Origin of the sequence: Nissabacter sp. SGAir0207 (assembly GCF_005491205.1) — a bacterium.
In the GTDB taxonomy this organism is placed as follows: Bacteria; Pseudomonadota; Gammaproteobacteria; order Enterobacterales; family Enterobacteriaceae; genus Chimaeribacter.
Genome location: NZ_CP028035.1, coordinates 2,029,534 through 2,052,324 on the forward strand (window position 1 = coordinate 2,029,534; position 22,791 = coordinate 2,052,324).

At 65.9% G+C, this 22,791-nt stretch carries 22 protein-coding genes; 12 read left to right on the forward strand and 10 right to left on the reverse strand.

What is annotated here, in order from left to right; all coding sequences use genetic code 11:
* Positions 1 to 198: 198 nt before the first annotated feature.
* From C1N62_RS08740 to nth, 9 genes are all read left to right on the forward strand, one after another.
* Positions 199 to 1,611, forward strand: coding sequence for a glycoside hydrolase family 1 protein (locus C1N62_RS08740; protein ID WP_137763267.1), 1,413 nt, complete (start codon positions 199 to 201; stop codon positions 1,609 to 1,611).
* 146 nt (positions 1,612 to 1,757) lie between these two features.
* On the forward strand, positions 1,758 to 2,198 hold the full coding sequence (locus tag C1N62_RS08745; RefSeq protein ID WP_137763268.1) for a DUF2569 domain-containing protein: 441 nt from the start codon (positions 1,758 to 1,760) through the stop codon (positions 2,196 to 2,198).
* Between the two features lie 53 nt (positions 2,199 to 2,251).
* On the forward strand, positions 2,252 to 2,833 hold the full coding sequence (gene rsxA, locus C1N62_RS08750) for an electron transport complex subunit RsxA (protein ID WP_137763269.1): 582 nt from the start codon (positions 2,252 to 2,254) through the stop codon (positions 2,831 to 2,833).
* Entirely contained in the window at positions 2,833 to 3,408 is a 576-nt protein-coding gene (rsxB, locus tag C1N62_RS08755; protein WP_137763270.1) for an electron transport complex subunit RsxB, read from the forward strand. Before rsxA ends, rsxB begins: the two co-directional genes overlap by 1 nt.
* Complete coding sequence (gene rsxC / locus C1N62_RS08760; RefSeq protein ID WP_137763271.1) at positions 3,401 to 6,112, forward strand: electron transport complex subunit RsxC; 2,712 nt, start codon at positions 3,401 to 3,403, stop codon at positions 6,110 to 6,112. Before rsxB ends, rsxC begins: the two co-directional genes overlap by 8 nt.
* Positions 6,113 to 7,165 (forward strand): electron transport complex subunit RsxD, encoded by a 1,053-nt coding sequence (gene rsxD / locus C1N62_RS08765; protein WP_137763272.1) that lies wholly within the window; start codon positions 6,113 to 6,115, stop codon positions 7,163 to 7,165.
* A 9-nt stretch (positions 7,166 to 7,174) separates the two neighbouring features.
* Positions 7,175 to 7,807 carry an electron transport complex subunit RsxG gene (gene rsxG, locus C1N62_RS08770; RefSeq protein WP_137763273.1) on the forward strand — a complete coding sequence of 211 codons (633 nt, stop codon included), beginning with the start codon at positions 7,175 to 7,177 and terminating at the stop codon, positions 7,805 to 7,807.
* Entirely contained in the window at positions 7,800 to 8,498 is a 699-nt protein-coding gene (locus C1N62_RS08775) for an electron transport complex subunit E (protein ID WP_137763274.1), read from the forward strand. The genes rsxG and C1N62_RS08775 overlap by 8 nt, the downstream gene beginning before the upstream one ends.
* The gene (gene nth / locus C1N62_RS08780; RefSeq protein ID WP_137763275.1) at positions 8,495 to 9,130 is read left to right on the forward strand and encodes an endonuclease III; all 636 of its coding nucleotides are present in this window, start codon (positions 8,495 to 8,497) and stop codon (positions 9,128 to 9,130) included. Before C1N62_RS08775 ends, nth begins: the two co-directional genes overlap by 4 nt.
* Positions 9,131 to 9,157: 27 nt before the next feature.
* On the opposite strand, the gene C1N62_RS08785 is transcribed toward nth, so the two are convergent.
* The 10 genes from C1N62_RS08785 to yihU form a co-directional block, all read right to left on the reverse strand.
* Positions 9,158 to 9,670, reverse strand: a complete 513-nt coding sequence (locus C1N62_RS08785) for a DUF2501 domain-containing protein (RefSeq protein WP_137763276.1) — start codon at positions 9,668 to 9,670, stop codon at positions 9,158 to 9,160.
* A gap of 98 nt (positions 9,671 to 9,768) precedes the next feature.
* Positions 9,769 to 10,230, reverse strand: a complete 462-nt coding sequence (locus C1N62_RS08790; RefSeq protein WP_137763277.1) for an RES family NAD+ phosphorylase — start codon at positions 10,228 to 10,230, stop codon at positions 9,769 to 9,771.
* Positions 10,227 to 10,673, reverse strand: coding sequence for an antitoxin Xre/MbcA/ParS toxin-binding domain-containing protein (locus tag C1N62_RS08795; protein WP_137763278.1), 447 nt, complete (start codon positions 10,671 to 10,673; stop codon positions 10,227 to 10,229). The genes C1N62_RS08790 and C1N62_RS08795 overlap by 4 nt, the downstream gene beginning before the upstream one ends.
* 66 nt (positions 10,674 to 10,739) lie before the next feature.
* Positions 10,740 to 12,149 carry an MFS transporter gene (locus tag C1N62_RS08800; RefSeq protein WP_137763279.1) on the reverse strand — a complete coding sequence of 470 codons (1,410 nt, stop codon included), beginning with the start codon at positions 12,147 to 12,149 and terminating at the stop codon, positions 10,740 to 10,742.
* Between the two features lie 45 nt (positions 12,150 to 12,194).
* Positions 12,195 to 13,553, reverse strand: coding sequence for an MFS transporter (locus tag C1N62_RS08805; RefSeq protein WP_137763280.1), 1,359 nt, complete (start codon positions 13,551 to 13,553; stop codon positions 12,195 to 12,197).
* Between the two features lie 51 nt (positions 13,554 to 13,604).
* On the reverse strand, positions 13,605 to 15,635 hold the full coding sequence (locus C1N62_RS08810) for an alpha-glucosidase (protein ID WP_137763281.1): 2,031 nt from the start codon (positions 15,633 to 15,635) through the stop codon (positions 13,605 to 13,607).
* Positions 15,636 to 15,662: 27 nt separating this feature from the next.
* Positions 15,663 to 17,006 (reverse strand): L-fucose/L-arabinose isomerase family protein, encoded by a 1,344-nt coding sequence (locus C1N62_RS08815; protein WP_137763282.1) that lies wholly within the window; start codon positions 17,004 to 17,006, stop codon positions 15,663 to 15,665.
* Between the two features lies 1 nt (position 17,007).
* Positions 17,008 to 18,057, reverse strand: coding sequence for an aldose epimerase family protein (locus C1N62_RS08820; protein WP_137763283.1), 1,050 nt, complete (start codon positions 18,055 to 18,057; stop codon positions 17,008 to 17,010).
* Positions 18,058 to 18,069: 12 nt separating this feature from the next.
* Complete coding sequence (locus C1N62_RS08825) at positions 18,070 to 18,924, reverse strand: class II fructose-bisphosphate aldolase (protein WP_137763284.1); 855 nt, start codon at positions 18,922 to 18,924, stop codon at positions 18,070 to 18,072.
* Positions 18,925 to 18,934: 10 nt separating this feature from the next.
* Positions 18,935 to 19,840, reverse strand: a complete 906-nt coding sequence (gene yihU / locus C1N62_RS08830) for a sulfolactaldehyde 3-reductase (RefSeq protein WP_137763285.1) — start codon at positions 19,838 to 19,840, stop codon at positions 18,935 to 18,937.
* A gap of 197 nt (positions 19,841 to 20,037) precedes the next feature.
* Here yihU and C1N62_RS08835 point away from each other — a divergent pair, with 197 nt between their 5' ends.
* The 3 genes from C1N62_RS08835 to C1N62_RS08845 all read left to right on the forward strand — a co-directional run bounded on the left by C1N62_RS08835 (position 20,038) and on the right by C1N62_RS08845 (position 22,763).
* The gene (locus C1N62_RS08835; protein WP_137763286.1) at positions 20,038 to 20,934 is read left to right on the forward strand and encodes a PfkB family carbohydrate kinase; all 897 of its coding nucleotides are present in this window, start codon (positions 20,038 to 20,040) and stop codon (positions 20,932 to 20,934) included.
* A 37-nt stretch (positions 20,935 to 20,971) separates the two neighbouring features.
* On the forward strand, positions 20,972 to 21,763 hold the full coding sequence (locus C1N62_RS08840; RefSeq protein WP_137763287.1) for a DeoR/GlpR family DNA-binding transcription regulator: 792 nt from the start codon (positions 20,972 to 20,974) through the stop codon (positions 21,761 to 21,763).
* A 94-nt stretch (positions 21,764 to 21,857) separates the two neighbouring features.
* On the forward strand, positions 21,858 to 22,763 hold the full coding sequence (locus C1N62_RS08845; RefSeq protein ID WP_137763288.1) for a LysR family transcriptional regulator: 906 nt from the start codon (positions 21,858 to 21,860) through the stop codon (positions 22,761 to 22,763).
* Positions 22,764 to 22,791 lie beyond the last annotated feature (28 nt).

Below are 22,791 nucleotides of genomic sequence, written 5' to 3' on the forward strand. Positions count from 1 at the left end.
CTTTAGCATAGCAACTTATGCCTGCGTGACGGCGACCCGCGCCACACCCTGAACACGCCCCTGCCCGTCGCGGTGAAACAGTGCGCCGGATCGCAAAAACCACCCCCCAGCCGCAACCGGTTACAGAAACCGGTTGCAGTTGTTGCGGGGCGGCTTTTACACTGGCCGCCGGTGTTATTCACTCAGGAGAGGTTTGCCATGTCTGCATTTCCACAGGATTTTTTATGGGGCGCGGCCACTGCCGCCTACCAGGTTGAGGGCGGCTTTGACGCGGATGGCAAGGGGCCATCGATTTGGGATGAGTTTGCCCACCGCCCCGGCACCACCTATCAGGGCACCAACGGCGATGTGGCGGTAGACCACTACCACCGCTTTCGTGAGGATGTGGCGCTGATGGGCGAGCTGGGGATGAAGAGTTACCGCTTCTCCCTCTCCTGGCCGCGCCTGCTGCCGGAGGGGCGCGGCGAGGTGAATGAGGCGGGCGTGGCCTTCTACAGCGATCTGATCGATGAGCTGCTCAAGCACCAGATTGAGCCGATGATCACCCTCTACCACTGGGATTTGCCGCTGGCGCTGCAACAGGAGGGCGGCTGGGAGGTGCGCTCCACCGCCGATGCCTTTGTCGAGTATGCCCGCCTCTGCTACCAGCGCTTCGGCGACCGCGTGAAGCTGTGGTCCACCTTCAATGAGACGGTGGTGTTCATCGGCCACGGCTACATCACCGGCGCGCACCCACCTGCGGTGCAAGACCCGGCGCGCGCGTTGCAGGCCTGCCACCATGTGTTCGTCGCCCACGCCGCCTCGGTGGCGGCCTTCCGCACCAGCGGCATCGACGGGCAGATTGGCTTCGTCAACGTGCTGCAACCGCACACCCCGCGCAGCGACGCGCCGGAGGATATCGCCGCCTGCCAGTTCGCCGATGGCATCTACACCCACTGGCTCTACGACCCGGTGCTGAAGGGCGAGTACCCGGCGGAGCTGCTGGCACAGGCACAGGCGCTGTGGGGCGTGCCGCGCTTTGCGCCGGGCGATGCCGATCTCTTGCGCAACAACCGTTGCGACTTCATCGGCCTCAACTTCTATAAGCGCGAGACCGTGGCCGCCAACGACCAGCCCACCAGCTTCAACGCCAACCACAGCGGCCAGCGCGGCAGCGGCCACCAGCAGGGCAAGGAGTTTGGCGTGCAGGGGCTGTTCAAGTTTGTGCGCAACCCGCAGGGCGTTTACACCGACTGGGACTGGGAGATCTACCCGCAGGGGCTGACCGACGGCATCATGATGATCAAGGCGCGCTATGGCGATGTGCCGATCTACATCACCGAGAACGGGCTGGGGGCGAAAGACCCGATTATTGATGGCGAGGTGCGTGACGATGACCGCATCGACTACCTGCGCCAGCACATCGCCGCCATCGCCGAGGCGATTGAGCAAGGGGCGGATGTGCGCGGCTACTACCCGTGGTCATTCATCGACCTGCTGAGCTGGCTCAACGGCTTCCAGAAGCAGTATGGCTTTGTCTACGTTGACCACCAGCGCGGGCTGGCACGCCAGCGCAAAAAGAGCTTTGCGTGGTATCAGCAAGTGATCGCCAGCAACGGCGAACAGCGTTAATCCCACCGGGGCCGGCCCTGACCGGCCCTGTTATTTTGTTACTCTTTCACAACACATTCTTGATAAGCCGGGGAATTTCACTCTGGTAGTATGTGCCGGCTGAATGCGGGCCTTCCGCGCTGTTTCATCCTGCACAAAGGTTTTTTATGCTGCAAAATCAACCCATCAAACGGCTTGGCGGCTGGTTGCTGGCCCCGCTGGCCTACCTGATCCTGATCCTGCTGAGCAACACCGTGATGCTGGTGCTGTATGGCATGGCGCTCTCCAGTGAAACATCGCGGGCGCAACTGCTGGCTGGCTCGCCCGGTATGGCCCTGCCGTGGTTTGTCTCGCTGCTGACGACTTTGGGCATGTGGCTGTTCAGCGCCTGGGTGCTCTGGCGTTTTACCCAGCGCCGGCGGGTGCTGCCGAAGCTCTATATCTTCTGGCTGCTGGTGGGCGTGTTGCTGGCGATCAAAACCTTCGCCTTTTCGCCGATCCCCGATGAGCTGGCGGTGCGCGTGCTGCTGACCCCGCTGCTGGCGGCGGCGCTGCTGGCGCCCTACTTCACGCGTTCGCAGCGGGTCAAGCAGACCTTTATTGAGTAACCCCGTCGCGGTTGGCGACGGCTTCTTTTGGCTTCAGACTTTCAGGCATTGCAATGACCGAATACCTGCTCCTGTTTATCGGCACCGTGCTGGTGAACAACTTCGTACTGGTGAAATTTTTGGGCCTCTGCCCCTTCATGGGTGTCTCCAAGAAACTGGAGACCGCCATTGGCATGGGCCTGGCCACCACCTTTGTGATGACGCTGGCCTCCATCAGCGCCTGGGCGATCAACAGCTTCATCCTGCTGCCGCTGGATCTGGTCTACCTGCGCACCCTCTCCTTTATTCTGGTGATCGCCGTGGTAGTGCAGTTCACCGAGATGGTGGTGCGCAAGACCAGCCCGTCGCTCTACCGCCTGCTGGGGATCTTCCTGCCGCTGATCACCACCAACTGCGCGGTGCTCGGGGTGGCGTTGCTCAACATCAATGAGTCCCACAACTTCCTCCAGTCCGCGGTCTACGGCTTTGCGGCGGCGGCGGGCTTCTCGCTGGTGATGGTGCTGTTCGCCGCCATCCGTGAGCGTCTGGCGGTGGCCGATGTGCCAGCACCGTTCCGTGGCTCCTCGATTGCGCTGGTGACCGCTGGCCTGATGTCACTGGCTTTCATGGGCTTTACTGGCTTGGTGAAATTCTGATGAGCACGTTGTGGATTGCGATTGCCGCGCTGAGCGCGCTGGCGCTGGTGTTCGGCCTGATTCTGGGGTACGCCTCCCGCCGCTTTAAAGTGGAAGAGGATCCGGTGGCCGAGCAGGTCGATGCGCTGCTGCCGCAGAGCCAGTGCGGCCAGTGCGGCTACCCCGGCTGCCGCCCCTATGCCGAGGCGGTTGCCAACGGCGAGAAGATCAACAAGTGCGCGCCCGGCGGCGAGCAGGTGATGGTGAAGATCGCCGCGCTGCTTAACGTCGAGCAGCAGCCGCTGGATGGGGGTGACACTGTCACGCATCCGGTGCGCAAGGTGGCCTTTGTCGATGAGAGCAACTGCATCGGCTGCACCAAGTGCATTCAGGCCTGCCCGGTGGATGCAATTGTCGGTGCCACCCGCGCCGTGCACACTGTGGTGGCCGATCTCTGCACCGGCTGCGACCTGTGCGTCGCCCCCTGCCCGACTGACTGTATTGAGATGAGACCCGTGAAGACCACCACTGCCAACTGGAAATGGGATCTGAATGCCATTCCAGTCCGCGTGATTGCGGAGGGCCAGCATGTTTAACCTGCTGAAGGCCCTCAATAAACACAAGATCTGGGACTTCTCCGGCGGCATCCACCCGCCAGAGATGAAGACCCAGTCGAGCCATGTGCCGCTGCGGCTGGCACCGCTAAGCCATGAGTTCATTATTCCGCTGCAACAGCACCTTGGCCCCGAGGGCGAGCTGCTGGTTAAGGCCGGTGACCGGGTGCTCAAAGGGCAGCCGCTGACCGCAGGCCGCAACCGCACCCTGCCGGTGCACGCCCCCTCCTCTGGCACCGTGCGGGTGGTGGAGCCGCGCATCACCGCCCACCCCTCCGGCCTGAAGGAGCTGTGCGTGGTGATTGACGCTGACGGCAACGACCGGTGGTGTGACCTGTCACCGGTGGCCGACTACCGCCAGCATGACGCCGCCGACCTGATCGCGCGCATCCATCAGGCGGGCGTGGCGGGCCTTGGCGGTGCGGGCTTCCCGACCGCCACCAAATTGCAGGGCGGCCAGCGCGGCGTGAAGACGCTGATCGTCAACGCCGCCGAGTGCGAGCCGTACATCACCGCCGATGACCGCCTGATGCAGGAGCACGCGCCGGAGATCATCACCGGCACGCGCATCCTCTGCCACATTCTGCAACCGGAGCAGGTGCTGATTGGCATTGAGGACAACAAACCCGAGGCGATCGCCGCGTTGAAAGCGGCGCTGAAGCAGGATGACACGCCGGGCGTGAAGATTGAGCTGCGCGTCATCCCCACCAAATACCCCTCCGGCGGTGCCAAGCAGTTGACGCGCATCCTGACCGGGCAGGAGGTGCCGCACGGCAAGCACTCCTCCTCCATCGGGGTGCTGATGCAGAACGTCGGCACGCTCTACGCCATCACCCGCGCCATTGTGCATGGCGAGCCGCTGATTGAGCGCGTGGTGACGCTGACCGGCGAGTCCGTCGGCCAGCCGGGGAACCTGTGGGCGCGCATCGGCACGCCGGTCTCCCAGCTGCTCGAGTACAGCGGCTTCCGTCCGCATGACCAGCAACTGGTGATCATGGGCGGCCCGCTGATGGGCTTCACCCTGCCGAACCTCGACGTGCCGACCGTCAAGATCACCAACTGCCTGCTTGCGCCATCGCGCAGCGAGATGGGCGAGCCGCAGGCGGAAGAGGCGTGCATTCGCTGTAGCCAGTGCGCGGACGCCTGCCCGGCTGGCCTGCTGCCGCAACAGCTCTACTGGTTCAGCCGCGGCCAGGAGCATGAGAAGGCACGCAACTACAACCTGTTTGACTGCATTGAGTGCGGTGCCTGCGCCTACGTCTGCCCAAGCAACATTCCGCTGGTGCAGTACTACCGTCAGGAGAAGGCCGAGATCCGCGAGCTGGATCAAGAGGCGGCGCGCGCCACCGAGGCCAAGGCACGCTTTGAGGCCAAGCAGGCGCGGCTGGAGCGTGAGAAGCAGGCGCGTGAGGATCGCCATAAGAAGGCGGCCGTCCGGCTGGATGATAGCGCGACACCGGCTGACGCCAGCCCGGCGGCCGCCGCGGAGCGTGAGGCGCGCGCGGCCGAGCGCCGTCTGTTGCGCGCCGCCGCCGCGGCAGAGACGCCGGTTGACCAGATCTCCCAGTCTGAGGATGAGCAGCAGCACGACGTCGATCCGCGCAAGGCGGCGGTCGCCGCCGCCCTTGCCCGCGTCAAGGCCAAGAAAGCGGCCGAGGGCGCGCCAGTGGCCGAGACCCCGGCCAGCGCCCCCTCGGCCGAAGAGCAGCGCAAAGCCGCCGTGGCTGACGCCCTGGATCGGGTGCGCGCCAAACGCGCCGCTGCCGCCGAGGCCGCCGCTGCCCCTGAGGCCGTAGAGTCAGAACCATCAGGCGAAGATAAACGCAAAGCCGCCGTGGCCGCCGCTGTTGCCCGCGCCAAGGCCAAGCGCGCCGCGCAGGCCGCTGACGCCCCGGCAGACGCAGAGGCAGAAGCCCCGGCCGCCGAACTCTCCGCCGAAGATAAACGCAAGGCCGCCGTGGCCGCCGCTGTCGCCCGCGCCAAGGCCAAGCGTGCCGCGCAGGCCGCTGATGCCCTAGCGGACGCAGAGGCTGAAGCCCCGGCCGCTGAACTCTCCGCCGAGGAGAAACGTAAAGCCGCCGTGGCCGCTGCCGTTGCCCGCGCCAAGGCCAAGCGTGCCGCGCAGGCCGCTGATGCCCCGGCAGACGCAGAGGCTGAAGCCCCGGCCGCTGAACTCTCCGCCGAAGATAAACGCAAAGCCGCCGTGGCCGCTGCCGTTGCCCGCGCCAAGGCCAAACGTGCCGCGCAGGCCACTGACGCCCCGGCAGACACAGAGGCAGAAGCCCCGGCCGCCGAACTTTCGGCCGAGGAGAAACGCAAAGCCGCCGTGGCCGCCGCCGTTGCCCGCGCCAAAGCCAAGCGTGCCGCGCAGGCCACTGATGCCCCGGCAGACGCAGAGGCAGAAGCCCCGGCAGAAACCGCGGAACCAGCCGTCGAACTCTCTGCCGAGGAGAAACGCAAAGCCGCCGTGGCCGCCGCCGTTGCCCGCGCCAAGGCCAAACGTGCCGCGCAGGCGGCGGATTCGGCCAATGACGATGCCCCGGAGCCGCTGCGTAAAGCCGTCGGCGACGAAAAGCACAGCATGGAAAAACAAGAAAGCGACCCGCGCAAGGAGGCAGTCGCTGCGGCGATTGCCCGGATCAAGGCGCGCAAGGCCGCACAAGAAACGATGTCGAACGAGGAATAAATGGCTTTCAGAATCGCAAGTTCACCCTTTACCCATAACCGGCAACGCACCAGCAGCATCATGCTGTGGGTGATGCTGGCCTGCATCCCTGGCATGGCAGCGCAGTGGGTCTTCTTCGGCCCCGGCAACCTGGTGCAGGTGGCGCTGGCGATGGTCACCGCCCTGCTGGCGGAGGGGGCCATCGTGGCGCTGCGCCACCAGTCGGTGAAAGCCAAACTGGGCGACAACTCCGCCCTGCTGACCGCCCTGCTGCTCGGCATCAGCCTGCCGCCGCTCGCCCCTTGGTGGATGGTGGTGCTCGGCACCTTCTTCGCCATCGTCATCGCCAAAGGGCTGTATGGCGGGCTGGGGCAGAACCCGTTCAACCCGGCGATGGTCGGCTACGTAGTGCTGCTGATCTCCTTTCCGGTGCAGATGACCACCTGGCTGCCGCCGGAGTCGCTGCAACTCCATACGCCGGGCTGGCATGACACCCTGCTCAGCATCTTCAGCGGCCACAACAGCGACGGCCTGACGCCCTACCAGCTCCAGATGAATGTCGATGGCGTGACCCAAGCGACGCCGCTGGATGGCTTCAAGACCGGCCTGCGCGCGGGCCACAGCCATACGCAACTGCTGGCGCAGCCGATCTACAGCGGCTTTCTGGCGGGCCTCGGCTGGCAGTGGATCAACCTTGGCTTCCTGGCGGGCGGCCTGCTGCTGCTCGGCCGCCGCCTGATTCACTGGCATATCCCGGTCAGCTTCCTGCTGATGCTGGCGTTTTGCAGTGGGCTGGCGTGGCTGGTCAACCCGGCGGCCAACGCCTCGCCGCTGATCCACCTCTTCTCCGGCGCGACCATGCTCGGCGCGTTCTTTATCGCCACCGACCCGGTCACCGCCTCCACCACGCCGCGCGGCCGCCTGATCTTCGGCGCACTGATTGGCCTGCTGGTGTGGCTGATCCGCGTCTATGGCGGCTACCCGGACGGCGTCGCTTTCGCCGTGCTGCTGGCCAACATTACCGTGCCGCTGATTGACCACTACACCCAACCCAGAGTCTACGGGCATCGCTAAGGAGCTATGATGTTTGATACCATGCGACGCCACGGCACTACCCTGGCGCTGTTCGCGGCGTTGACCACCGGCCTGACGGCGGTGGTCTACCACCTGACCCGGCCAACCATCAACGATCAGGCCGCCCAGCAGCAGAAAGCGCTGTTTGATCAGGTGATCCCAACGGACATCTATGACAACCACATGCAGCGCGAGTGCTACCTGATTACCGATCCGGCGCTCGGCAACGTCGGCCCGCACCGCCTCTATCTGGCGCGCAAGGACGGCGAGCCGGTGGCGGCGGCGATTGAGACCACCGCGCCGGATGGCTACTCCGGTGCCATCCAGATCCTGGTGGCCGCCGATTTCCACGGCAAGGTCTACGGCACCCGCGTGCTGGAGCACCATGAGACGCCGGGTCTGGGTGATAAAATTGAGGTGCGGATCTCTGATTGGATCAAGCACTTCGCCCAACAGAGCATTGATGGGCCAAATGACCGCCGCTGGGCGGTGAAGAAAGATGGCGGCATGTTTGACCAGTTCACCGGTGCCACCATCACCCCGCGCGCGGTGGTGAATGCGGTGCGCCGCACCACGCTCTTGATGGAGAGCCTGCCGCCGAAACTTGCCACTTTACCCCCTTGTGGAGCCTCTGATGAGTGAAGCCAAACGCGTAATCGTTGACGGGTTGTGGAAGAACAACTCGGCACTGGTGCAGCTGCTGGGCATGTGCCCGCTGCTGGCCGTCACCTCGACCGCCACCAACGCCCTCGGGCTGGGGCTGGCGACCACGCTGGTGCTGCTCTGCACCAACACCTCCATTTCGCTGATGCAGCGCTGGATCCCCCATGAGATCCGCATCCCGATCTACGTGATGATCATCGCCTCGGTGGTGAGTTGCGTGCAGATGCTGATCAACGCCTATGCCTACGGCCTCTACCAGTCGCTGGGCATCTTTATCCCGCTGATCGTCACCAACTGCATCGTGATTGGCCGGCCGGAAGCCTACGCCGCCAAGGCACCGGTGCGCTACGCGGCGCTGGATGGCCTGATGACCGGCCTCGGCGGCACCGCGGCGATGTTCGTGCTGGGATCCATGCGTGAGATCCTGGGCAACGGCACGCTGTTTGATGGCGCTGACCTGCTGCTCGGCAGTTGGGCCAAGGTGCTGCGGGTGGAGGTGGCGCACCTCGACACGCCGTTCCTGCTGGCGATGCTGCCGCCGGGGGCCTTTATCGGTCTGGCGATGCTGCTGGCGATCAAATACCTGATTGACCAGAAGATGAAGGCGCGGGCCGCGGCGGCGAAGGCCATCCCGGTTACCACCCTGCCGGGTGAGGCGGGGAACGCATGAACCGGGAGAAGCGCGTCGCCATCCTGACCCGGTTGCGCGACAACAACCCGCACCCCACCACCGAGCTGGTCTACAGCACGCCGTTTGAACTGCTGATCGCGGTGCTGCTGTCGGCGCAGGCCACCGACGTCAGCGTCAACAAAGCCACTGCCCGGCTCTACCCGGTGGCAAACACGCCACAGGCGATACTGGAATTGGGCGTGGACGGGGTAAAGGAGTACATCAAGACCATTGGCCTCTACAACAGCAAGGCGGAGAACGTCATCAAGACCTGCCGGCTGCTGCTGGAGCGCCACGGCGGCGAGGTGCCGGAAGATCGCGCAGCGCTGGAGGCGCTGCCGGGCGTCGGGCGCAAGACCGCCAACGTGGTGCTTAACACCGCCTTTGGCTGGCCGACCATCGCCGTCGATACCCACATCTTCCGCGTCTCCAACCGCACCAATCTGGCACCGGGCAAGAACGTCGATCAGGTGGAGGAGAAGCTGTTGAAGGTGGTGCCAGCGGAGTTCAAGGTCGATTGCCACCACTGGCTGATCCTGCATGGGCGTTACACCTGCATCGCCCGCAAGCCGCGCTGCGGCTCCTGCCTGATTGAGGATCTGTGCGAGTATCGCGAGAAGGTCTACGAATAGGCCGGGGCGGAGTCCCCGGCTGGCAAGTTACAGCAGTTTCGCTGACTGTTTCAGCACTACGTCACAGGCCTTGGTTTTCAGCTTGTCACGCAGTTGCTGGGTGCCCGCCCCGAGGCTGGCGAGGTTAAGGCTGGTGCCCTGCCCGGTCTGCAACAGGCCGCCCAGCCCCTGCTGGTACTCCTCGTTCTCCGCGCCAGCGGCGCTCTGGATGCCGAGCTTGCTCAGCAACTGATCCTTGACGCTGCTGGCCTTGCTGGTGGAGAGCACATTGTTCTTCACGCAGTACTCCAGCACGCCCGCCGCGTTGCTGGCGCTGTCGGCCTTCAACGCGCTGTCGCCGCCGTTGAGCAGCCCCATCAGGGTGGTCAGCGAGGTGCCGCCGGTGTTGGTTGTGGTGCTGGTGGTGGTGCCGTTGGCGTTGTTGCCATTCAGCGCGTCATTGGCGCTCTTCAGCGCGCCCATCAAATCGGCTTGCGCCGCCCCACTGACCAGCGTGCCAGCCAGCGCCAATGCCATCAGGCGGCGTACGGAAAAGATCATACTATCCCCTCAATTCATTAAAATAATGCATGTTTAAACCCGCCCAGCCTAGCGGCAGGAAGCACAATGCTCAATGCGGGGCAATCCGAGTTTTGCCGTCAGAGCGCCAGACGGCGGTCAAAATTGAAGTCATAGGCCACCACGCTCTCCAGCGCGGCGCGGAATGCCGGGTGGTGGGGGTTGAGCAAGGCGTTGTTTTCATGGGGAATGACGCAGGAGGGCACCATCAGCGCCGCGCCGCTGTTGGCCTCCAGCCAGCCGCTGCCGAGATCCATTGTCGAGAGCGGTGCCGGGTCGTGCGTCCAGTCATCGGGCAGGTAGCGCGACTCCAGGTAGTTCACCTCACTGTCCGGCAGTTCAATGCTGAACAGCGCGTAGCGCTCCAGCAGGCTCTGGCGCGGGGCATGCACCAGAATCTCCAGCGCGGCAAGCGCGATGGAGCTGGAGACGTACACCGCCGCCTGCCCCTTGTGGTTCCAGCGGCCGCCAAAGCGCTTGGCGCCGCTGCCGCTCCACGCCTCATCGGCAAACGCGGCCTTGACCAACCGGTAGAAGATCATGCGATCACACCATGCTCCAGCCGACCAATCAGATCCAGCACCTCAATCGCGCCACTCTCGGTGGCGATCAGCGACAGCGGGCTGACCTGCCCCAGCCCCTTGACCGGCGAGCGCAGCCAGTCACCGGCCTCCTGCTTGTCGCCGCCGAAGAGCTGCACGGCGGCGTCAAACACCCGCACCAGCCGCGCGATGCGTTCGCTCTCATCCGCCGAGAGCGTGCTGCCCGCCTGCTTGCGCCGGGCGATGTTGCGCTCGTTGATGCCAGCGATGCGCAAAATCTCTGCCTGCGACATGGATGACCAGTCGCGGATGCTCTCCAGCACCTCGACCGGCAGCCCGGCCTGCAACGCTGAGATCAGCGCCCGCCCCCGGTCGCCCGGCAGGCCAGCAAAACGCCACAAGGCGTGATCCTGCGAGGGTTGGGTAGGGATATATGCGCGCATGGTTCTCTCCTTGTCCGACAATTGTCAGTGTTCAGTATAGACAATTGTCGGGATAATGAACACTCCTTAACCGCTGCGCCGCTGCAAATCCAGCAGAATCTCCTCGTAACGCTGCTCATCCAGCCGGTAGCCGCGCCACCAGATCAGCAGCGTCAGCAGGGCCAGCGCGCCGGGGTAGATGAACATCAGCAGCGTCATGCCGTGCTGCACCTCCACGGTCTGGAGGCTGTTGGGCCGATAGCCGACCCACGCCAGCACCACCCCCGGCAGCGAGCCGGCAATCGCCTGTGACAGCTTGCGGCTGAAGGTGAAGAAGGCGTAGACCATCCCCTCGGTGCGCAGCCCGGTGCGCCACTCGCCATACTCCACCGCATCGGAGGCGAAGGCCCAGTAGAGGCTGTTGACCAGCGCGCTGCCGTAGAAGGCCAGACAGGAGAAGAGAATAAAACTGACGCTGTCCGGTGCCGGCCAGAAGTAGTTGCACAGCTCGCCCAGCGCCCAGATGGCACAGCCAAGGATAAAGGTGAACTTTTTGCCGCGATGCTTGGAGAGCCAGGGCACGCAGAGCACGCCAAGGAAGACGCAGCCCATGCTGAAGAAGCCCATCCACGGCAGGATGTTGATGTCCTGCAACACGTACTGGCAGTAGTAGACCTGCGCCACCAGCTTGACGTTGAAGGCGGAGAAGGTCAGCACGTTCACCAGACAGAGCAGCAGCAGCGGCCGGTTGCGCACGATCGCCAGCAGCGCCGGGCGCAACGGCAGCGGTGCACGATCGCGCGCGGCGGTGGTGGCCGGGCGCACCCGCTCACGGATATTGGCGTAGCAGAAGAGTTGCAGCGCCACCCCGGCGCTGGCAAACAGCGCCACCACGCACAGCGCGCCCTGCGGGGTGGCGGGCGCCATCGACAGCAGCGGCACAAAGCTGACGGTGGTGATCAGCAGCGCCAGGTTGGAGCCGCCCTGCCGCCACGCGGCGAGCTGCGCCCGCTCCACCGGGTCCTGGGTCATGGCGGCGATCATCGAGCCATAGGGAATATTGACGATGCTGTAGATCAGGCCAAACAGCATGTAGGTGAAGTAGGCCCACAGCAGCATCCCGTCGGGCGAGAAGTCCGGCTGGGTGAAGCTGGCGACGGTCGCCAGCCCGAGCGGCACCGCGCCATAGAGCATAAAGGGGCGGAACTTGCCGCGCGGCCCGATGCGCTGCCGCCGGTCAACCCAGGTGCCGACGCTGAAGTCCGCCAGCGCGTCGAAGATTTTGGTGAAGAAGAAGACCCCACCGGCCGCCGCCGGGGGCAGGCCGAGGGTGTCGGTGTAGAACTTCAGCAGGTAGATCTGGCCGAGGTCAAACATAAAGCCATTGCCGACGTCGCCCAGCCCGTAGGCGATCTTCTCCCGCAGCGTCACCGGCAGCACGCTGGGGGCGGCATCCACCGCCGGGGGTACGGCCAACACATCACTCTGTTGCGTCATGGTTCCCTCTCTGGCCACAGGCCGGTGGGTAAGTGTAGGGTCAAATCAGGCAGTGTGCCGCCGGGCTGCCAGTTCGCCGACAATCTTCACGTAAACCTGCTCGTTGAGGCGGTAGCCGCGCCCCATGATCAGCGCCGTCAGCAGCGCCAGCCCACAGGGGTAGAGGAAGATCAGCTGGCGTAGCCCCTCCAGCGCCTCGGCGGACTGCGCCACGTTCGGCACGTAGCCAATCTGCGTCAGCATCAGGCCGGGGAAGAAACCGGCCAGCGCCTGCGACATCTTGCGGAAAAAGGTAAAGCCGGTGTAGACCGTGCCCTCGGCGCGCACGCCGGTGCGCCACTCGCCATACTCCACGGTGTCAGAGACCAGCGCCCAGTTGAGGCTGTTGACGAAGGCAGAGCCGAAGAAGGTCAGGCAGGAGAGCAGCACAAAGCTGAGGGGGTCGTTGCCCAGCAGGTAGTTGAGCAGATCGCCCACCGCCCAGAGCAGCAGCCCGCCGAGGTAGACCCGCTTCTTGCCGAACCGGCGCACCGCGCGCGGCACGCAGAACACGCCCAGCATGACGCAGCCCATGCTGAAGAAGCCCATCCACGCCATCAGCGACAGGTCATTGAGCACGTACTGGATGTAGTAGATCTGGATCGCCAGCTTGACGTTGAACGCCGCCAGCGTGCAGAGGTTGGCGAGGCAGAGCACAAACAGCGGCCGGTTGCCAGCAATGGCGCGGAAGGAGCCAAGCAGGCTGGCGCGCTGGCTGGCCGCCGGTGCGACGTGGCGCTCGGTGACGCCACGGGCGCAGAGCCACATGCAGGCCAGCCCCAGCAGCGCGAACAGGCTGGCGGCCATCAGGTAGCCGAGCTGGGGCCGGCCGGCGAACAGGTCGAGGATCGGCACAAAGCCGACGGTACAGAGCAGCAGCCCGAGCGTCGCCCCGCCCTGCCGCCAGGCGGCCAGCTGCGCCCGCTCATCGGGGTGTTGGGTGATGGCGGGCACCATCGCGCCGTAGGCGCAGTTCATCAGGCTGAAGAACAGCCCGTAGAGCATAAACAGCAGCGTGGCGAACAGCGCCCTGCCGGTCAGGCCGAAGGGGGTGCCAGCAAAGTTGGCCACCGCCAGCAGCGCCACCGGGAAGGCGGCATAGAGGATAAAGGGGCGGAATTTGCCACCGGGGCCAGCGCGGCGGGCATCCAGCAGCAGCCCGGTGCCCATGTCCGTGAAGGCGGTGAAGAACTTGGCGACCAAAAAGATCAGGCCGCCCCAGGCACCGGGCAGGCCAAGCACATCGGTGTAGAACTTCAGCAGGTAGAGGGTGCCAATGTCCAGCAGCAGGTTGGAGCCGACGTCCCCCAGCCCATAGGCGACCTTCTCACGCAGCGGCAACGCCGGCTGAGTCTGTGGATTCATGATGGATTCTCCTTGAAGGCGCACCGCCGGGGCGGTGCGCCGTGGCGGGCGTCAGGCGTCGCGCAACCCGGCAAACAGCGTGGCCCACTGGCTGTCGCGGCGGTAGAACACCGGCGGCTGCCCGAGCGGCGCGGCCACCGTCACCTCGCGGCCACCGTCATACGGCTCGCCGCTCCAGAGGTGCACCCACTGGTCATGGGGCAGGTAGAGCCGCCACTCATGCTGGCCGGGCTGGTGCACCGGCGCCACCAGCAGGTCGCGCCCCAGCAGGTACTGGTAGCCGAGATCCCAGGTGCGCGGGTCATCCTCGTAGTGCAGCAGCAGCGGCCGCATCACCGGCACGCCCTGTTGGCTGTTCTGCGCCACCGCCTGTTGCAGGTAGGGCTTCAGGCGGCGGAACACCTGCCCCATGCGCGCCAGATGGCGCAGGGTGTCGTCGTCGCTGTCGAACTGCCAGTTGTCATCCGGCCGGTTGCCCTCGTGGCTGCGCATTAGCGGCGTGAAGGCGGCGAAGTCGCACCAGCGCAGCAGCAGCTCCTTGCTGCGCGCCATGCCGAACAGCGTGGTGTAGCCGCCGAGGTCACTGTGGTGCAGGCCGTGGCCGCACATCGCCAGCGACAGCGCCGCCGGGATCACCGAGGCCAGCCCATCGTCCAGACTCCAGTCAACGTTCTGGTCGCCGGCCCACATCATCACCGAATATTTCTGGCTGCCGCTGAAGCCAGCGCGCATGAAGAACAGGATCTCGCCGAGCTTGCCGCTCTCCGCCAGCGCCTCGTAGTTGCACTTCGCCCACAGCACCGGCCACGCGTTGTGCATGATCTCGGCGCTGACGCCGTTGTGCAAATGGGTGTCGGTGGGCAGGTACTCGCCGAAGTCGGCCATCCAGCCGTCGAGGCCAAAGGCGATCAGGTTCTGCTTGATGACGCCCTTGTACCAGTCGTAGGCCGCCGGGTTGGTCAGATCCACCACGCCAGCGTAGAACTCGCCAAACTCCACCTGATAGGGGCCGCCGTCGGCGTCCGTGGTGAGGTAGCCGCGCGCCGCCGCCTCGGCATACAGCTCCTTCTCCACCGCCACGTAGGGGTTGATATAGCCGAGGAAGCGCACCCCCTCCTTGCGCCACTGCGCGATGCGCTGATCTAGCCCCGGATAGAGCGTCTCATCCCAGCGCCAGTTCCACATCAGCCGCTTGCCAAAGGAGGTGACGCGCCGCCCCTCCCAATCCTGCGCCCAGATGCCCGCCACCGGCACCCCCAGCGCGCGGGCGCGATCCAGCTTCTGCTGGCACACCTCGGTGCCGCCCTGAATGCCAAGGATGATGCCGTCATAGACCCACTCCGGCAGCTCCGGCTGGCGGCCCAGCAGCGCGCTCACCCGGCTGACCAGCGCCAGCAGGCTCTCTGCCGCCTCAAAGCAGAGGTCGGCCTGCCCCTCCCACACCGCCAGTTGGTGGCGCTCTGGCTGCGAGAAGTCAAAGCACATGTAGCCGCTGTTGCTGAAGTGGCAGAAGTAGCGGCGGCTGGAGACAAAGGTCGGCTGCGGGAAGAAAGTCCAGTAGTAGTCGCCGCCAGCGTTCTCCTGGCAATCCGCCTGCCAGGTGACGAAGCTCTTTTTGTTGCGGCCCACGCCCTGCTCGCTGGTCCAGAGCGGGAAGGGGCGGCCGCGCAGGTTGAAGTAGGAGAACTGCTCGCCACAGCCGTAGACGCGCTCCTCCGGCTCCGCCTCGAGGTTGATCCACAGCCGGTTGTAGTGCGGCGTCAGCGTCTGGACGTTGAGCGTCAGCCGCCCGCTGTCGTCACTGCCCAGCGTCAGCCGGGCGGCGGCCACTTCGCCGCGTGACAGCGTCACCACTTGCCCGCCATCGTGCGGCGCAATGTGGCAAGTGGTGAGGGCCAGCTTCTCTTCCAGTTGATCTTTCACGCTAAAGTTGCCGCGGAACATCTCAATGTCCGCCACGCCGCGCCCGGCCACCAGACAGGGGCGCGCGGCGCTGTGGCACAGCAGCGGCTTGCCATCCAGCGTGAGGTGGAAGCCATCGGCGGTGGGGGTAAAGCGGACATTCTTGGGTAACGTGCTCATCATTGACTCCCTGTGTGGGGGCTGGCGTCATGCCAGCTCCAGCAGTTCCAGATCCAGCAGTTGCGCCACCTTGCGCAGCAACGGCCGGTGATCGCCATAGACCAGTGAGGTGTGGTGCTCCATGCCAGCGGCCAGCAGGCGTTGCCGGTAGGTGTCGGCGTCCACGTCCAGCCGCGCCACCCCGGAGGTGCCGGAGAAGGCCAGCGGCGCTTTCAGCATTTCGCCGCCCGCCAGCATCAGCCGCAGCTTGCCCTGCCCCTGGCTGATGCGGCAGAGAGTGATGCGCCCCGGCTTCAGCGCGAACTCCGACAGCAGCGGCAGCTTGCGGTTGGAGTGCAGCGTCGCACGCACCGGGCCGTCACGGTCAGCCATCTCAATCGGTGCCTGTCCACAGTGCCAGAACACCACACTGTTGTCCTGCGGATCGATGTCCACCAGATCGGTATTGAACGCCCCCTCCCCGGAAGCCCACTGCAACAGCAGCGAGGAGATCACGCCGTAGAGATCCGCCTCGCAACCACAGGGCACGCCATCCTCATTCATCAGCGCCAGCGCACCGCAGGCGGCACAGCCGTAGTCGGTGAAGAAGTCCGGCCAGCAGCGCACCGCGATGCCATCATAGTTCCCGTCTGCCGCCTGCTGTTGCAGGGCAGCGTAGGTCTTCAGCGTCTTGCGCGTCGCCACCGGGTCCATCTCCGCCAGGTTGCTGAAGTCCCGTGCCCGGCGCTGCCACGGCGCGTCAGCCACGCTGTCGGGCAGCGCTTTCACCTGATTGATGAAGGCACCCACCTCCAGCCGATCGTGGGCCACACCGAGGCGGCCGGCCAGCTCCTGCGGCTGGTAGTTGCAGGCGTCAAAGCCGGTGGGATGATCGCCAATCACCAGCAGCCGTGACCGGCGCAGACGCGAGACGAGGCCCGCCGCCCTGGCCGCCAGCGCCAGCTCAGCGGCGGCGGCCGGGCTGTCTGGCGCGGCGTGCAGGGTCAACGGCGTGATATTTAGGCGGCTCAGGGCGTGGCAGGCCAGATTGACGCCGCAGAAGGCATTCAGCCGCAGGCGGCCGCCGGTGCGCGGCTCGGGGAATGACCAGAGCAGCGCTGGCAGATCCAGCTCGCGCAGCACCTCAGTGGTCAGCGAGGCGTCGGTAAAGGTCGCTTGCACAATCAGCAGCAGATCCGGCTGGGCGGCGCGCAGGGTGCCCAGCGCCGTGCGCGTGGTCTCCGCGTCCAGACAGAGCACCGGCTCGCCAGCCAGCGTCACCGGCAACTGGCGCAGCGTCTGCCACGCCTGCGCCAGCATCTGTTCGGCATAGGGCACATCGAAGGTGGCGCGGCCCAGCGCCAGCACGCCCAAAGTGGGTTGTGGGTTCATCTCAATCCTCCGCTCGGGTGGAGAAGGTGTGTTCGGTGTGGTGGCGATAGCGTTCGCCGGGCTGGAGCACGATGCCGGGGAAGTGCGGCTGGTGCAGGCTGTCAGGGAACGCCTGCGTCTCCAGACAGAGGCCCGCGAAGGCGGCATAGTGGCGCTGCCCCTTGCCGATCCAGCGTTTGTTCGACAGCTTGAAGGCGTTGTAGCACTGCACGCCGGGCTGGTTGGTGGTAACGCGCATCTCACGCCCGCTGGCCGGGTGGTAGAGGGTGGCCGCCGGGTGCAGCGCCCCCTCGCCGCCGCGCAGCACAAAGTTGAGGTCAATCCCCTGCTGCGGCAGCGGGGTCATCACCTCCGCCAGCGGGCGCGGCTGGCGGAAATCGACCGGGCTATCGGCCACCGCGCGGATCTCGCCGGTCGGCAGCATCGTTTGCTCCTCTACCGGGGTGTAGAAATCGGCGTCAATCTGCAACCAATGGCGGCGGATATCCTCCGCCTGCGCCGAGAGGTTGTAGTAGCTGTGGTTGGTGAGGTTGACCGGCGTCGGCTGGTCGCAGGTCGCCTGATAGTCAAAAGCCAATACGTTATCCTCACGCAGGCTGATGCGGTGAATCACCTCCAGGTTGCCGGGGTAGCCCTCCTCGCCATCCGCTGCGCGGTAGTAGAACAGCACGCCGTCGCCATCCGGCTCCGCCTGCCACAGCCGTTTGTCAAAGCCACAGACGCCGCCATGCAGATGCTGGCCGGTCGCCGTCTCATTGCAGGCCAGCGTGTGCGTCCGGCCCGCCAGCCGGAAGCGGCCACCGCCAATGCGGTTGGCGCAGCGGCCAGCGATGGCACCGAAAAAGGGGTGGCCAGCCTGATACTCCGCCAGCGTGTCAAACCCCAGCACCACGTCGCCCGGCACGCCCTGCCGGTCTGGCACCCACAGCTGGGTGATGATGCAGCCATAGTTGGTCACCGCCAGCCGCATCCCCTGCCCGTTGGTGAGGGTAAACAGCCTCACCGCTTGCCCGTGGTGCTCCCCGAAGGGAGCCTCATGTATCTCTGTCATTACCTGTTCCCCCTATGCCCGCCCCTGACTGCCAAACAGGCGGATCTTCTCCTGCACCTTCTGGCGCATCGCCTCACGGCCACGGCCCAGCGTCACGGCCAGCGCGTACTCCTGCGGGTTCTCCGCCAGTACCCCGGCCATGCCTTCGGTGAACGCCTGCCGCAGCTCCGTGTCCACATTGATCTTGGCTACCCCCAGCCCAATCGCCCGCTGGATCTGCGCATCCGGCACGCCGGAGCCGCCGTGCAGTACCACCGGGCGCGCCACCGTCTCACGTAGCTCCGCCAGCCGCCCGAAAGCCAGTTTCGGTGGCCGGGTGTAGAGGCCGTGGGCGGTGCCGATCGAGACCGCCAGATAGTCAACGCCGGTGGCCGCCACAAAGCGCGCCGCCTCTTCGCAGGAGGTGATCAGCGCCTCCTCATCGGCCACGTCTATCTCATCCTCCACGCCGCCAATTTTGCCAATCTCCCCCTCGCAACCAATCTTCAGCGCGTGGGCCACCTCCGCCACCGCGCGCGTGATGCGCGCATTCTCGGCGAACGGCAGGTGCGAGCCATCAAACATCACCGACTGGAAGCCGCAGCGCACCGCCTCCAGCGTCTGCTCAAAGCGGCGGCTGTGGTCGAGGTGGACGCAGACCGGCACGCTGACGCGACCCAGATAGGCGTCCACCAGCGCCTTCAGCGGCGCGAGGCCCAGCGTGTTGATGGCGCGCTGACCAATCTGGATCATCACCGGCGAGCGCTCCGCCTCCGCCGCCTCCAGCACCGCCAGAATGGTCTCGGCGTTGTGCGCGCTGAACGCGCCGATGGCATACCCCTCCTGCCACGCATGGCGAACCATGGTGTCTCCTGCTACATACGGCATGGTCTACTCCTCATTGCGTGCCCTCAGGCACCACGGAGGGCCGCCCGGCGGCGGCCCGCATCTGCTCCAGAATGGCGCTCCAGTCCTGTCGGCCACGTCCCTGCGCCCGCGCCTGGCTGTACAGCTCGCGCGCCGCCGCGCCCATCGGCAGCGGCACCCGCAACTGGCCAGCCAGCGTCAGGGCCAGCCCCAGATCCTTGTGCGCCAGATCGATCATGAAGGTTGGGCTGAGATCGCCCTTCAGTACCCGCTGCGGCCAGGTGGTGCCGAAGTGGCCGCGCACCGCCGGGGTGAGGTTCATCACCTCCAGCGCTTTATCCAGCGGTAGCCCGAGCGCCTCGCACAGCACCGCCGCCTCTGCCGAGAGGGCATTGAGGGCAATGCTCATGTAGTTGTTGATCAGCTTGAGGCGGATGCCGCGCCCCGGCCCGCCCGCCGCGATCAGGGTGTCGCCAAGGCAGCGCAGCAGCGGCGTGGCGCGCGCCACCTGCGCCTCACTGCCGCCCGCCAGAATCAGCAGGGTGCCAGCGATGGCGTGATCCGAGGTGCGCCCCACCGGCGCGTCCATAAAGCTGATGCCGCGCGCCGCCAGTGCCGCGCACAGGGCATCGCTCTCGGTCGGCAGGATGGTGGACATGTCAATCACCAGCGCCTGCGGATCCAGCGTCTCCAGTGCGCCCCGCTCCCCCAGCAGCGCCGCGTGCACCTGGGGGCCGGTCGGCAGCATGGTGATCACCACCTCCGCGCCCTGCGCCGCCTGCGCCGGGCTGTCACAGCCGTGGGCGCCCTCTGCCACCAGCGCCGCCACCGGCTGCGGGTTGAGGTCATGCACCCGCAGCGTATGGCCGTGGCGCATCAGGTTGCGCGCCATCGGCGCACCCATCTGCCCCAGACCGATAAAGGCCACTACTGTCATACTTACTCTCCTTTGGCTGGATTGAAGGTGGCAGGGTGCAGTGTCCAACAGTGAGCAGGCCGCCACGCCTCGATGTCATTTATTGTCTTTTTCTGATCGTATTTGTTGTTTTGAGTAAAAAACCGGACAGCCGTCACTTTTTGAACAATTGCCGTGGCTAAACTGGGTCGCACTCAATCAGCGTTAAGGAGCATGTGATGGGACATCTGGCCTGTGTGGGGATCGCGGTGGAGGATCGCCTCTACTATCTGGAGCGCCTGCCAACCGGCGGCGGGAAATATATCGCCCAGTCTTACCGGGAGGCCGGGGGCGGGCCAGCGGCCACCGCGGCGGTGGCGGCGGCGCGGCTGGGAGCCACGGTGGATTTCATTGGCCGCACCGGCGATGACGCCTGCGGGGCGCGGCTGCGCGCGGAGCTGGAGGGCTACGGCGTCAGCGTGCGCCACTGTCGGCAGGTGGCGGGCGCGGCCTCCGGTCAGTCGGCGGTGCTGGTGGACGCCGCCGGTGAGCGCACCATCATCAACCATCCGGGGCACAATCTGGACGCGGATGCCGGGTGGCTGGCGGCCATCGATTTCAGCGCCTATGACGCGCTGCTGGCCGATGTGCGCTGGCCGGAGGGGGCAGAGGTGGCGATGGCGCGGGCGCGCGCCGCCGGGGTGGTGACCGTGCTGGACGCCGACGTCACGCCACAGCCCATCACCCCGCTGCTGGCGCTGGCTGACCACGCCGCCTTCTCCCTGCCCGGCCTGCACCGGCTGACCGGCGAGCTGCCGGTGGAGCAGGCGTTGCGCCGGGCGGCCGCGCTGACCGCCGGGCAGGTCTACGTCACCCTCGGGGCGGAGGGCTGCGTGTGGCTCGATCGGGGCGTCTGCCGCCACCAGCCAGCCTTCGCGGTGACAGTGAAAGACACGACGGGGGCGGGCGACGTGTTCCACGGCGCGCTGGCGTGGGCGCTGGCACGCGGCATGGCCCCGGCGGAGGCGGTGCGCTGGGCCAGCGGCGCGGCGGCGCTGAAGTGCACCCGCGAGGGGGGCCGCGCCGGGATCGCGGACTATGATCAGCTAGGCGCATTTTTGTCACTTTATGGCTAGAATAGGCCAACGCTGCACAGCAGAGCGAGGAACAGAGATGAGCCTGACGGAAGTGACGGGCAACCCACGGCACGATCAACTGATCGCGCTGATTGCCGAACGGGGTTACATGAGCATTGAGGCGCTGGCACAGTTGCTGGCGGTCTCCACCCAGACCGTGCGCCGCGATATTCGCAAGCTGAGCGAGGAGGGCTTTATCACCCGCCACCACGGCGGCGCGGGCCGCGCCTCCAGTCTGGTGAACACCGCCTTTGAGCAGCGGGAGCTGGCCTGCAACGAGGAGAAGCGCGCCATCGCAGCGGCGATCGCCGACGCCCTGCCCGACCGCTGCACGCTGTTCATGACCATCGGCACCACCGTTGAGCACATCGCCCGCGCGCTGTTGGCGCACAGCCAGTTGCGCGTCATCACCAACAGCCTGCGGGTGGCGCAGATCCTCTACAAGCAGAAGGATTTCGAGGTGCTGGTGCCGGGCGGCGTGCTGCGCGCCCACAATGGCGGCATCATTGGCCCGAGCGCCATCCAGTTTGTCTCTGGTTTCCGCGCCGACTATACCCTCACCAGCACCGGCGCGCTGGAGGGCGACGGCACGCTGCTGGAGTTTGACGTCAATGAGGTGGCGATGGCGCGCGCCATGATGGCACACAGCCGCAATGTGCTGGTGGCCGCCGACCACACCAAGTTCCGTGCCTCGGCGGCGGTGGAGCTGGCGCAGGTGGGCGAGATCAGCGCGCTGTTCACCGACGCCCCGCCACCCCCGCCGCTGGCGGCCCGGCTGGCGCAGCATCAGGTGGCACTGCACGTCGCCCCGGTGGCCGTCGCGGAATAAGCGGCTTTCACCCCCCCATCACGGCGGATTATCCGGTGCCAACGGTGGTATAATGCCCCCATTCCCTGCCTGATAATTATCATCTGCACCCTTTATGGATATTAAACAACTGATCTACCTCTGTAACCTGGAGCGGGAGCGCCACTTTGGCCGCGCCGCCGAGGCCAGCTTTGTCAGCCAGCCGACCCTGTCGATGCGGCTGAAGAACCTGGAGAAGGAGCTGGGGCTGAACCTGATCAACCGCGGCAACAACTTCGAGGGCTTCACTGCCGAGGGGGAGCGGGTGCTGAACTGGGCGCGGGAGATTGTCGCTGTCTATCAGGGGCTGAAACTGGAGGTGGACTCCCTCAAGCATGGCCTGACCGGCACGCTGCGCATTGGCGTGATGCCGCAGTGCAGCCTGTCGCTGGCGCAGATGCTGAAGGGGGTGCAGGCGGAGAACCCGCGCCTCGACTACCGTGTCGCGGAGCTGAGCGCCGACCAGCTGCTGGAGGCGCTCAACAGCCACGCGGTGGACGTCGGCATCGGCTTTTTTGAGATGACCACCCTCAACGAGCTGCACTTCCAGTTGCAGCCGCTGGAGGACAATGGCGTGGATGTGCTCTACCATCCGGCGCACTTCCCGCAACTGGCGGGCGACACGCCGCTGGCGCTGGAGGCGGCGGCGGCGCTGCCGCTCTGCCTCTCCGACCCCAGCCGCTACTTCCGCCGCTACCTCGACAACCAGTTCAGCCTGGCCGGGCTGGCGCTGCGCCCCATCCTTGACAGTAGCTCCATCTTCCAGCTGATGCAGGGGGTCTATGTCGGCCTTGGCTGCGGGCTGGTGCCGCGCGGCCACCTGATTGATGAGATGACCCCGGCGCTGCGCCGCCGCCCGCTGGCGATTGCGCCGATGAGCCGCCACGCCGCGCTGGTGGTGGCCGAGCCGGGGCGCGCCACGCCGCTGGCCCAGCACTTCTTTGACGCCGCCCAGACCTGGCTGCGCCGACAACCGGCGTAAAAAAGCCAGCCCGTGGGCTGGCTTCTCG

What these genes read in the sequence shown, in the direction of transcription:
- rsxB (WP_137763270.1), top strand. Translation starts at nt 2,833, where the DNA reads ATGAGCACGTTGTGGATTGCGATTGCCGCGCTGAGCGCGCTGGCGCTG.
- C1N62_RS08740 (WP_137763267.1), top strand. Translation starts at nt 199, where the DNA reads ATGTCTGCATTTCCACAGGATTTTTTATGGGGCGCGGCCACTGCCGCC.
- yihU (WP_137763285.1), bottom strand. Translation starts at nt 19,840, where the DNA reads ATGACAGTAGTGGCCTTTATCGGTCTGGGGCAGATGGGTGCGCCGATG.
- C1N62_RS08785 (WP_137763276.1), bottom strand. Translation starts at nt 9,670, where the DNA reads ATGATCTTTTCCGTACGCCGCCTGATGGCATTGGCGCTGGCTGGCACG.
- C1N62_RS08835 (WP_137763286.1), top strand. Translation starts at nt 20,038, where the DNA reads ATGGGACATCTGGCCTGTGTGGGGATCGCGGTGGAGGATCGCCTCTAC.
- C1N62_RS08825 (WP_137763284.1), bottom strand. Translation starts at nt 18,924, where the DNA reads ATGCCGTATGTAGCAGGAGACACCATGGTTCGCCATGCGTGGCAGGAG.
- C1N62_RS08775 (WP_137763274.1), top strand. Translation starts at nt 7,800, where the DNA reads ATGAGTGAAGCCAAACGCGTAATCGTTGACGGGTTGTGGAAGAACAAC.
- C1N62_RS08790 (WP_137763277.1), bottom strand. Translation starts at nt 10,230, where the DNA reads ATGATCTTCTACCGGTTGGTCAAGGCCGCGTTTGCCGATGAGGCGTGG.
- rsxD (WP_137763272.1), top strand. Translation starts at nt 6,113, where the DNA reads ATGGCTTTCAGAATCGCAAGTTCACCCTTTACCCATAACCGGCAACGC.
- C1N62_RS08810 (WP_137763281.1), bottom strand. Translation starts at nt 15,635, where the DNA reads ATGAGCACGTTACCCAAGAATGTCCGCTTTACCCCCACCGCCGATGGC.
- C1N62_RS08800 (WP_137763279.1), bottom strand. Translation starts at nt 12,149, where the DNA reads ATGACGCAACAGAGTGATGTGTTGGCCGTACCCCCGGCGGTGGATGCC.
- C1N62_RS08745 (WP_137763268.1), top strand. Translation starts at nt 1,758, where the DNA reads ATGCTGCAAAATCAACCCATCAAACGGCTTGGCGGCTGGTTGCTGGCC.
- C1N62_RS08840 (WP_137763287.1), top strand. Translation starts at nt 20,972, where the DNA reads ATGAGCCTGACGGAAGTGACGGGCAACCCACGGCACGATCAACTGATC.
- C1N62_RS08845 (WP_137763288.1), top strand. Translation starts at nt 21,858, where the DNA reads ATGGATATTAAACAACTGATCTACCTCTGTAACCTGGAGCGGGAGCGC.
- C1N62_RS08820 (WP_137763283.1), bottom strand. Translation starts at nt 18,057, where the DNA reads ATGACAGAGATACATGAGGCTCCCTTCGGGGAGCACCACGGGCAAGCG.
- rsxA (WP_137763269.1), top strand. Translation starts at nt 2,252, where the DNA reads ATGACCGAATACCTGCTCCTGTTTATCGGCACCGTGCTGGTGAACAAC.
- rsxG (WP_137763273.1), top strand. Translation starts at nt 7,175, where the DNA reads ATGTTTGATACCATGCGACGCCACGGCACTACCCTGGCGCTGTTCGCG.
- nth (WP_137763275.1), top strand. Translation starts at nt 8,495, where the DNA reads ATGAACCGGGAGAAGCGCGTCGCCATCCTGACCCGGTTGCGCGACAAC.
- rsxC (WP_137763271.1), top strand. Translation starts at nt 3,401, where the DNA reads ATGTTTAACCTGCTGAAGGCCCTCAATAAACACAAGATCTGGGACTTC.
- C1N62_RS08805 (WP_137763280.1), bottom strand. Translation starts at nt 13,553, where the DNA reads ATGAATCCACAGACTCAGCCGGCGTTGCCGCTGCGTGAGAAGGTCGCC.
- C1N62_RS08815 (WP_137763282.1), bottom strand. Translation starts at nt 17,006, where the DNA reads ATGAACCCACAACCCACTTTGGGCGTGCTGGCGCTGGGCCGCGCCACC.
- C1N62_RS08795 (WP_137763278.1), bottom strand. Translation starts at nt 10,673, where the DNA reads ATGCGCGCATATATCCCTACCCAACCCTCGCAGGATCACGCCTTGTGG.